The 8,022-nt window shown below is 56.4% G+C and carries 10 protein-coding genes; 7 read left to right on the top strand and 3 right to left on the bottom strand.

Annotated features, from left to right (window positions below; all coding sequences use genetic code 11):
• Positions 1 to 252 precede the first annotated feature (252 nt).
• Entirely contained in the window at positions 253 to 912 is a 660-nt protein-coding gene (locus tag APR53_05665) for a hypothetical protein (protein KQC03414.1), read from the top strand.
• An 84-nt stretch (positions 913 to 996) separates the two neighbouring features.
• Here the strand turns inward: APR53_05665 and APR53_05660 are convergent, their stop codons facing one another.
• Positions 997 to 1,851 (bottom strand): agmatinase, encoded by an 855-nt coding sequence (locus tag APR53_05660; GenBank protein KQC03413.1) that lies wholly within the window; start codon positions 1,849 to 1,851, stop codon positions 997 to 999.
• 22 nt (positions 1,852 to 1,873) lie between these two features.
• Positions 1,874 to 2,257, bottom strand: coding sequence for a translation initiation factor 5A (locus APR53_05655; protein KQC03412.1), 384 nt, complete (start codon positions 2,255 to 2,257; stop codon positions 1,874 to 1,876).
• Between the two features lie 78 nt (positions 2,258 to 2,335).
• Between APR53_05655 and APR53_05650 the strand changes: the two genes are divergently transcribed.
• The 3 genes from APR53_05650 to APR53_05640 all read left to right on the top strand — a co-directional run bounded on the left by APR53_05650 (position 2,336) and on the right by APR53_05640 (position 4,768).
• Positions 2,336 to 3,112: a fructose-1,6-bisphosphatase gene (locus tag APR53_05650; protein ID KQC03424.1), complete on the top strand. Its 777-nt coding sequence runs from the start codon at positions 2,336 to 2,338 to the stop codon at positions 3,110 to 3,112.
• Between the two features lie 9 nt (positions 3,113 to 3,121).
• Positions 3,122 to 3,937, top strand: a complete 816-nt coding sequence (locus APR53_05645; GenBank protein KQC03411.1) for an NAD kinase — start codon at positions 3,122 to 3,124, stop codon at positions 3,935 to 3,937.
• A 102-nt stretch (positions 3,938 to 4,039) separates the two neighbouring features.
• Entirely contained in the window at positions 4,040 to 4,768 is a 729-nt protein-coding gene (locus APR53_05640; protein KQC03423.1) for a hypothetical protein, read from the top strand.
• Positions 4,769 to 4,776: 8 nt separating this feature from the next.
• Here APR53_05640 and APR53_05635 read toward each other — a convergent pair whose 3' ends face one another.
• On the bottom strand, positions 4,777 to 5,226 hold the full coding sequence (locus tag APR53_05635) for a hypothetical protein (protein ID KQC03410.1): 450 nt from the start codon (positions 5,224 to 5,226) through the stop codon (positions 4,777 to 4,779).
• A 195-nt stretch (positions 5,227 to 5,421) separates the two neighbouring features.
• Here APR53_05635 and APR53_05630 point away from each other — a divergent pair, with 195 nt between their 5' ends.
• The 3 genes from APR53_05630 to APR53_05620 are packed head-to-tail and all read left to right on the top strand — an operon-like array spanning position 5,422 to position 7,998.
• A complete protein-coding gene (locus tag APR53_05630; GenBank protein KQC03422.1) occupies positions 5,422 to 5,913 on the top strand; it encodes an amino acid-binding protein in 492 nt (163 codons plus the stop codon).
• The gene (locus APR53_05625) at positions 5,910 to 6,896 is read left to right on the top strand and encodes a homoserine dehydrogenase (GenBank protein KQC03409.1); all 987 of its coding nucleotides are present in this window, start codon (positions 5,910 to 5,912) and stop codon (positions 6,894 to 6,896) included. The genes APR53_05630 and APR53_05625 overlap by 4 nt, the downstream gene beginning before the upstream one ends.
• Positions 6,880 to 7,998, top strand: coding sequence for a sugar-specific transcriptional regulator TrmB (locus tag APR53_05620; protein KQC03408.1), 1,119 nt, complete (start codon positions 6,880 to 6,882; stop codon positions 7,996 to 7,998). The genes APR53_05625 and APR53_05620 overlap by 17 nt, the downstream gene beginning before the upstream one ends.
• Positions 7,999 to 8,022 lie beyond the last annotated feature (24 nt).

The raw sequence follows: 8,022 nt of genomic DNA, 5'->3' as shown, positions 1-8,022 counted from the left end.
AAGACCGCCGCGACCACCACAAAGGCGATCAGTACGATGGCGGCTTCAAGGCCGGTGAATGCTTCATCTTTGTTCATCAATTTTCGCATTGCAATGCCTCCATAAAGATGAATACCGGATCCCTCCAATATTCATTACGTAGATATGAGCCAGTGATAATATATATAGTTATCTCAATTTTTTATCGCTACTGATTAACAGCGTTGATGTACAATACGAATATTCAAATATGATCTGGCATAAAGATTCCGTATGGAGAAACGGGATCTCCTTGCGGTCGTGGCAGCCATAGGGCTCGTACTGATTGTCGCCCTGATAATAAAACCGGCGTTGCAGGGTGAAGGCGCCGCATTTTTCCCGGGCTCCGGTACGGAAGAGGAATTCATTCCCACACCGAAAGCGACGCCGATCGCCGGGCCACCGACACCGGAGCCTACACCGACACCCCTCTGGGACGGAACGGTTCGCGATGTCAGTTTCGTTAATCCGGCGACCTATCACGTGGAGATGGCAGAACCACAGCCGACAGCAGGCATCCCGGCACAGGTACCCCGGGACAACCTCGATCTCACGACATATGCAACCATCGACGGAAAGTGGAGCGGGACAACCGAAATTATCACCATCCCCTTCCCGTACTGGGAACTGTATTATACGGTTACAGGGATGACCGATCCGGGATATGTCTTCCCGACCATCAACATTCAGGTCATGGACGTGAGCGATCCCAACCGTTTCGTGCGTATCATCAACCCCGGAGTCCTTGATTCGCGGACATGGAGCGAGAACGATCCGCGACCGTGGATCGAAAAATTCTACGAAGGCGAACGGAGCTATTATTTTATTATCACGACCCGCTTCGTTGAGTCCTACAGCATGGAAATCAAGGTTCCGACACGGTACGTTTCCTGAAGGCCGGCTTTTTTCCGCCCCGACTCCTGCGGCCATGACGAGGGTGGGGAGGATCCCCCCGTGCGGAGCACACTATAAATAATGTTACTCCTGTTTGGGCCTGGCGTGGCACCCTATGAAATCCCTGATAATACGGGCAGCGACGGCGGCGGTCTGGCCCGCATCACAGGGGCAGACCTCAACGTAATCGAATCCTGCAACGGACGGTGCCAGTCCGCGAACAAGGTCGCGAAGATCCCATGGGGAAAGACCGAAGGGTTCGGGCGTTCCGAGGCCCGGGGTTGCACAGCAGTCGAGGGCATCCGCATCGATGGAGATGTAGGTCCGGCCGTTCCCGATAATCGTGGCAATCTCACGCACAACCTCACCCATCCCCCGTGCCCGGATCTCATCCGCGGTGTAGAGGTGCAGGTTATGTGCGAATGCATACTCCTCGCGGGTACCGCTCCGTGCACCGACGATAACGATATTCGTCACCCCGCCGTCATACACACGGCGGCAGGAGCATGCATGGTTATCCCGGGTTCCCCCGAATTCAGTGCGAAGATCCAGATGCGCATCGCAGACGACATACCATTCGGGGGCAACTGCACGGACGGCACCCGGTGTAATGCTATGCTCCCCGCCGATCATGACGGGTATCTTTCCATCGTGGCATATATCCCGAACGGCCTGCTCCACCTGTGACGCGACCGCATCGGGAAGCGAAAAGGGTTCGATGTCACCCGCATCACAGACGGGCACATCGGCAAGGTCAAGATCGTAATCGATAAGATACGACTCAAAATTGAGGGATGCCTCCCGTATTGCCGCCGGACCGTCGCGGGTTCCGGAACGGAAAGAGGTGGTGCCGTCGTAGGGGACTCCGAAGAGTACGTACCGGGCGTCACCATAGGAGGCATCGGCATCGGCGAAATGGCGGCGTGAAAAAGAGTGCATAAAAAAAGTATGGGGTGACGCATTAATTTAGATCAAGTTTCTTCCTGCCCATCGATGCGATATACGGCACTTCCATGCCCGCCTCGATGCCGCCGATCGCGTCGTCGGATACTTCCATCTCAAACATATCGAAATCCTTGACGTCCATCAGCTGTACGGTAGTGCCGGAAACGGAGATGACCTGGGCACTCCGCCGCTCGACGATGGGAATATAGGCTTTGGCCGATACGGGATTGACGACCGAGCGCTTCATGCCGTCAAAAATACCGACAACATCCATTCGGGACTTCGCGGCACCATGCTTGCCCGGTTTTGAAACCGAGATCGAGAGAATTTTACACGGTTCATCATCGATAACCACATATCTGCCTTCTTTCAGCTTGCCCACTTCGGTCTGTTCTTTCATAATAATCAGTCTCTCATATCATATCTCAATGAACTTAAATAAATTCAACCCAAAGGGATGTATGGCAGAGTGGATCTGATGGATTTTCTTCGTTCCTGTGAGGAGATCGCCCGTCTGGTTGAAGACGGTATTGCGGGAATGGCAGGTACGCCCGCATCCGGCACGTACGTTAAAATGGGAGCGGACGGAACCCCCACGAAGCGGATCGATCAGGTCGCTGAGGATATTGTCGTGTCCTATCTCCGGGACCACCCCCTCTGCGGAACCCTTGTCAGTGAAGAGTGCGGCACTATCCCGCTCGGGGACGGGAGCGGCACGCTGTTTCTGGATCCCATCGACGGTACCTACAATGCCGTTGCCGGAATTCCTTTTTACGCACTCTCCATTGCCTACGCAGAAGAGGGAACCGTCACCCGCGGGTTTGTCCGCGATCTCGGTCACAGGGAGACGTTTTATGCGGAGAAGGGGCACGGTGCATATCTCAACGGACAAACGGTGCGGGTATCTCGGACGAAGCTCCTGGAGGAGAGTGCCATCAGCGTCTACGGGAGAAAGTTTAACCCGGGCACCGTCCTGAAACTGGGGCAGAAAATACGCAGGTGGCGCCTTTTCGGCGCTTCGGCACTCGAATTGTGTTACGTGGCATGTGGAAGGCTTGACGGGTTTATCGATCTGCGGGACACCCTGCGGATTACTGATGCTGCGGCGGGAATGCTGCTGTGCGAAGAAGCGGGCGGGCTTGTCAGCGATCTGAACGGCGGGGTTATCACCTTCCCCAACGAAGTGACCGTGGGCAAGTGCCTCGTTGCCACCAACGCCGTCATCCACCAGAAGGTAATCGAGTACCTGCGGTAGGGGAAACTCATGAAAGTCGTCCTTATCTCACGGCTTGATGACGAAAAGGTTCTTCATTATACGTCGTCGCTTGCACGGGATCTCGGGAGCCTCGGCTTCGATGTGGCGTTCGAAGCAGGAACGGCCGCCTCGATCGGCACGCAGGGCATGGATTTTGCTGATATTCGTGCCGATATCGCCGTTGTCATCGGAGGAGACGGATCCGTTCTCCTCACCGTCCAGCAGATGAAGCGGCAGATTCCCATAATCGGTATCAACTGGGGCGAGGTCGGCTTTCTTACCGACCTCGAACCCTCCGAAGCGCTCACGTTCTTCAGGCATATCAGGGACAGTGGATACCAGGTTGAAAAGCGGATGAGAATCGCGCTCTTCCTTGACGGCACGCATTTCGGAGATGCACTGAATGAAGCGGTGATTGTCACGACGCGGCCCGCGAAGATGCTCAGGTTTACGGTGCTGATCGACGGGATTGAGGTGGAGCGGTTCAGATCCGACGGATTACTCGTCAGCACGCCGACGGGTTCAACGGCCTACGCGATGAGCGCGGGCGGACCGATCGTGGATCCCCGCATCGAGGGATTTCTGCTCGTGCCGCTCGCACCGTACCTCCTCTCCTCGCGGCCGCACCTGATCAACTATGACAGGAAATTCGAGATCAGGCTGGAGAGCACGAAACCCGCTCAGCTTGTCCTTGACGGACAGCAGAACTGTGAGCTCGCCACGGGATCCGTTCTTCGCATCGAGAAATCCACGGAAGCGGCCCTCTTTATCGATGTGGGCAAGAATTTTTTTACAAAGGTCGACAGCAAACTCCGCAGACTGTAATCACCTCTATATTTATCCGTGATCATGCAGAGCAGTGATATGCCGGAGGTTGTCGTGCGGGACAGTTCCCTTCACGACCCTCCCCTGTCAGGAGGACTGTATATGCAGGATGAAATGAGAAAAAAACCGAATTATGCTGAAATCTCCGAGGTATTCACGACATACCTGGGACTGGACGGGTCCCCTGTCGCCATCAAGCTCGCAAAGTCCCGCGAGGCGATACCCGACGGTATTTTAGAGATTTCCGAGAGTGCCCGGCACTGCCAGATGGCAACCATGGCACGGAAGGAAGGCAGGATTTTTTACGCGACATCAAAACAGCACCAGTGCATGGGCGGGGGATGGGCTCTCGGTCTGAAAACGCTCAGTCCGTCTCTTCAGTCAGGAGAATTCTATTACAAGCTGGGAAAATTCGAGAGCTGGGCAGCATGCATGCGCACCATCGGAAACATCCCGCATGTCCACGCACCGGGCAGCCTGGACGGAACAACATGGGCAACGGTCTATGCACCGCTTGAAAAAACACCGTTCGATCCGCATGTCGTACTCATTATCACGCAGCCCCGCGCAATGCTGAAGCTGGCGCAGGCGATCCTCTATAAGATGGGAGGACGGATACACTCCTCGATGTCGGGCATTCAGTCCGTCTGCGCCGATACCGTCGCCCTGCCGTATATGACGGGGGCGGTCAACTTCTCGATGGGGTGCGACGGTTCCCGCAAGTTCTCGGGAATAGCCGACGATGAGATGGTCATGGGCATACCCGGCGAACTGCTCCCCGAGATTGCCGAGGCAATAAAAATCGTAACCGGCGCACCGGGTTCCGTATAATTCCGAATCTATCCTTTTTCCCATTCCTCGAGCACCATGCGGCAGACACGGGGAACGACCGCCCTGACTTCGGGATCCAGCGTATCGCCGAACGTGTCAATCACCCCTCCCTCAACCGCGATGATGATCACCTCGGTTGTATACCCGATCTCTTTCGCCACGGCAAGCGCCTCCACGACGCCGATGTCATGCAGCGACATCGGGAAAAAACGTGAGTCGGGAGGCTCCCGAAATATCCGGACATCGCCTTTCCTGCCGTATCCCGTCATTGCATCGATGATGATGACGCGATCGTAGTCTTCTATAAGAGGAAGAAGGCCGAGCCCGCCGAGCCCTCCCTCTACGGCGTCGAGATCGGGGTGATCCGCAAGGAGGCAGTCCAGCACGGCAGGGCCGACGCCGTCGTTTCCCATCAGGGGATTTCCGCATGCGATAATTCTTGTTTTCTTATCCGCCATTCGTACGCTCCCGGATATTTTAGCCCGGCACTCGAGCCGTCAGACCGCGACCGGATTCTTTCTCTGGAATTGGTGGTAATGCGGCAAGAACATAGTGGTCGGGCAACGAACATCCCAAACCCCGGCAGGAATGTATAGAAGGCTTATCAGTACCGCCGTTCAATCTCTTGTCAGGTGGCTGTGATGCAGATATCGATGAAACTCGAAATGAAGGATGCACCCGGACAGCTCGTGGCTGCACTGACGCCGATCTCAGACGTGGGCGGCAATATCATCGCCGTCATACACCAGCATGATCCGAAGCATCTTTCGGACACCATCGATGTGCAGATCATGCTTGAACTGCCGGAAAAAAACCTTGACAAACTCATCGGACTAATCCGTTCCAAGGGCGTAAATATCCTCCGAATCGGAGAAGAGCGCCTGCTTATCCGCCATTCCGTCATCCTCATCGGACATCTCATGCACACGGATCTCACCGACACGGTCGACAGGATTGATTCGACCGGCTTTGCGGAAGTGGCCGAACTGCATATGGTCATGCCTGCCATCAGCGAGCCTTCGTCGGCAAAAATCACGATAAAATCAGCCAGCGGGAGAGATATGGAGCGGGCCCTCGACATCCTTCGGGACGTGGCCGGGCAGAAGCAGCTTCTTATCATAGAGACCATGGAGGATCACCTATGAAAATCGCCCTCATCGGATTCGGATCTGTTGGAAAGGGCATCGCCGAAGCCATCGCGAAGAAAAACCTCGGTCTGAGCATCAGCGGTGTTGCCGACTCACAAAGCGGGATTGTTGAACCTGCAGGCATTGATGTGCGGGCGCTCCTTGAAAGGAAGCGTGAAACCGGCAGGTGCGGAGAAGAGGGCATCTCGGCAATGGATATCATCACCACCGCGGACTACGACCTGCTCATAGAGGTGACACCGACCGATGCCCGCACGGGGGAACCGGCACTGGGGCATATCACGGCGGCACTCCGGCGGGGAAAGCACGTGGTCACCTCCAACAAGGGGCCAATCGCGTGTGCATACCATACCCTCAGGACGCTTGCCAGTGAACACGACGTCCAGCTCAGGTATGAAGCGACGGTATGCGGGGCGATACCCATCATGCATGCCCTCGAAAACGGCCTCGCCGGAAACGATATCCGGGGCATCTCCGGCGTTCTCAACGGCACCTGCAATTACATCCTTACCCGGATGGCCGACGAACGCCTCACCTACCAGCAGGCACTCCTCGAAGCCCGCGAACTGGGCTATGCCGAGGCGGATCCGACCTACGACGTGAAGGGAATTGATGCTGCCATCAAGCTCGTCATCCTCGCAAATACCGTCTGGGGCCTCTCCACGACACTTGACGACGTGGACATTACCGGCATCGACGCCATCACATCGGATGCGCTTGAACTTGCCGAAGGGCAGGACTGCACGATTCGTCTTATCGGAGAGATCGTTCCTGAAAAAGATATCCTCCGGGTGGCCCCCCGGATCATCCCCAAGAGCCATCCCCTTGTCGTCTCCGATACCTTAAACGCCGTCATGATCGACACCGACATGGCGGGAAAAGTCACACTCATCGGAAAAGGCGCCGGTTCTTCTGAAACGGCGAGTGCTATCATCTCAGATGTGCTGTTCATCCGGGATCACCATGTCAAGCGTGCTTGAAAGGAGACGGGAGTTCCTGAAACTAATGCGTCAGCTGACGCTCGATAAAGGCCACTTCACTGTCAATGATATTGCCGATCTCGCCGGTCTGCCGCGCAGCACGGTCCAGGACTGGATTAACCGCCTCATCGAGGAACGATGCCTTGTCCAGAAGGAGGAAAAACGCGGGCGGACTCCCGCACGGTACATGGCATCAAGTGCGATGCTCTCCACGGCATGCAGGCGGATATTCACGACTGTCGATGGCGATATGGTAGCGATTTATCACGAATGCCGGAGCGGCGGATGTGCGGCATTCTGCGCTTTCCACCACCGGCAGGCAGGCGGCGTTCTTGCTGACGTATCGAGGGACGGGATGCTCCTGCACGAATATGCGACCATCGGCAAGAAGGACGCAAATATTGGCCAGTACCCCTCTGCCGCCGTCGGAGTCATCGGAGTCCGGAAGGATGACGGGTATATCGTCCAGCGGATCCGATGCACCGGCGGGCCCGCCTATTCTCTCACCGATATGATGGCGATGGCCGAAGGTGTCGTCCACATCTCCGTGCAGAAAACAGGGCAGGTCGTGGAGGGCGATGTGGTCACCCGGGCGCTGACGCATGTCATCGTGGGCATTGACGATACGGACTCGCCCGAAGGAGGTGCGACCTTCGCCCTTGCTCTCGGCCTGCTCCAGTTCCTCGGAAAAATGGAGGGCCTCATCCCCATCGGCCACCGTGTTGTCATGCTCGATCCCTCCTGCCCCTACCGGACGGCCGGCAATTCGTGCAGTTATATCGAACTCGCGGCCGAACCCGGCCTGCTCCCCCATATCAGGGAGACGGCAGTCCGCTTTATGGCAGATGAATCGCTTTCCCCCGAATGGGGCATCGCGATCAGGCAGGGTTTCACCATTCCCCCGGTGCTCAGGGCATTCGGGGTGAAAGCGAGAAAGTCCTCTGTTTCCCGGGAGGAGGCGCAGGCTGCCGCACAGGCATCAGGAGTCGATCTCGAAGGAAAGCGGGGGATTATCGGTGCTCTTGCGGCGGTCGGACTCAGGGGCCTTCCGCACGATGTGCTCCTTGATCCCGCACGGGATCCGGAGACGGCCCCGCGGTGAAGGGGATCATGAAAAGATAATGAA

It is taken from the genome of Methanoculleus sp. SDB (genome assembly GCA_001412355.1).
Classification (GTDB): Archaea; Halobacteriota; Methanomicrobia; order Methanomicrobiales; family Methanomicrobiaceae; genus LKUD01.
The sequence above is the reverse complement of the archived record's forward strand: the minus strand, read 5'-3'. Positions and strand labels throughout refer to the sequence as shown.

What these genes read in the sequence shown, in the direction of transcription:
- APR53_05630 (KQC03422.1), top strand. Translation starts at nt 5,422, where the DNA reads ATGAAACTCGAAATGAAGGATGCACCCGGACAGCTCGTGGCTGCACTG.
- APR53_05650 (KQC03424.1), top strand. Translation starts at nt 2,336, where the DNA reads ATGGATTTTCTTCGTTCCTGTGAGGAGATCGCCCGTCTGGTTGAAGAC.
- APR53_05625 (KQC03409.1), top strand. Translation starts at nt 5,910, where the DNA reads ATGAAAATCGCCCTCATCGGATTCGGATCTGTTGGAAAGGGCATCGCC.
- APR53_05640 (KQC03423.1), top strand. Translation starts at nt 4,040, where the DNA reads ATGCAGGATGAAATGAGAAAAAAACCGAATTATGCTGAAATCTCCGAG.
- APR53_05655 (KQC03412.1), bottom strand. Translation starts at nt 2,257, where the DNA reads ATGAAAGAACAGACCGAAGTGGGCAAGCTGAAAGAAGGCAGATATGTG.
- APR53_05620 (KQC03408.1), top strand. Translation starts at nt 6,880, where the DNA reads ATGTCAAGCGTGCTTGAAAGGAGACGGGAGTTCCTGAAACTAATGCGT.
- APR53_05645 (KQC03411.1), top strand. Translation starts at nt 3,122, where the DNA reads ATGAAAGTCGTCCTTATCTCACGGCTTGATGACGAAAAGGTTCTTCAT.
- APR53_05660 (KQC03413.1), bottom strand. Translation starts at nt 1,851, where the DNA reads ATGCACTCTTTTTCACGCCGCCATTTCGCCGATGCCGATGCCTCCTAT.
- APR53_05665 (KQC03414.1), top strand. Translation starts at nt 253, where the DNA reads ATGGAGAAACGGGATCTCCTTGCGGTCGTGGCAGCCATAGGGCTCGTA.
- APR53_05635 (KQC03410.1), bottom strand. Translation starts at nt 5,226, where the DNA reads ATGGCGGATAAGAAAACAAGAATTATCGCATGCGGAAATCCCCTGATG.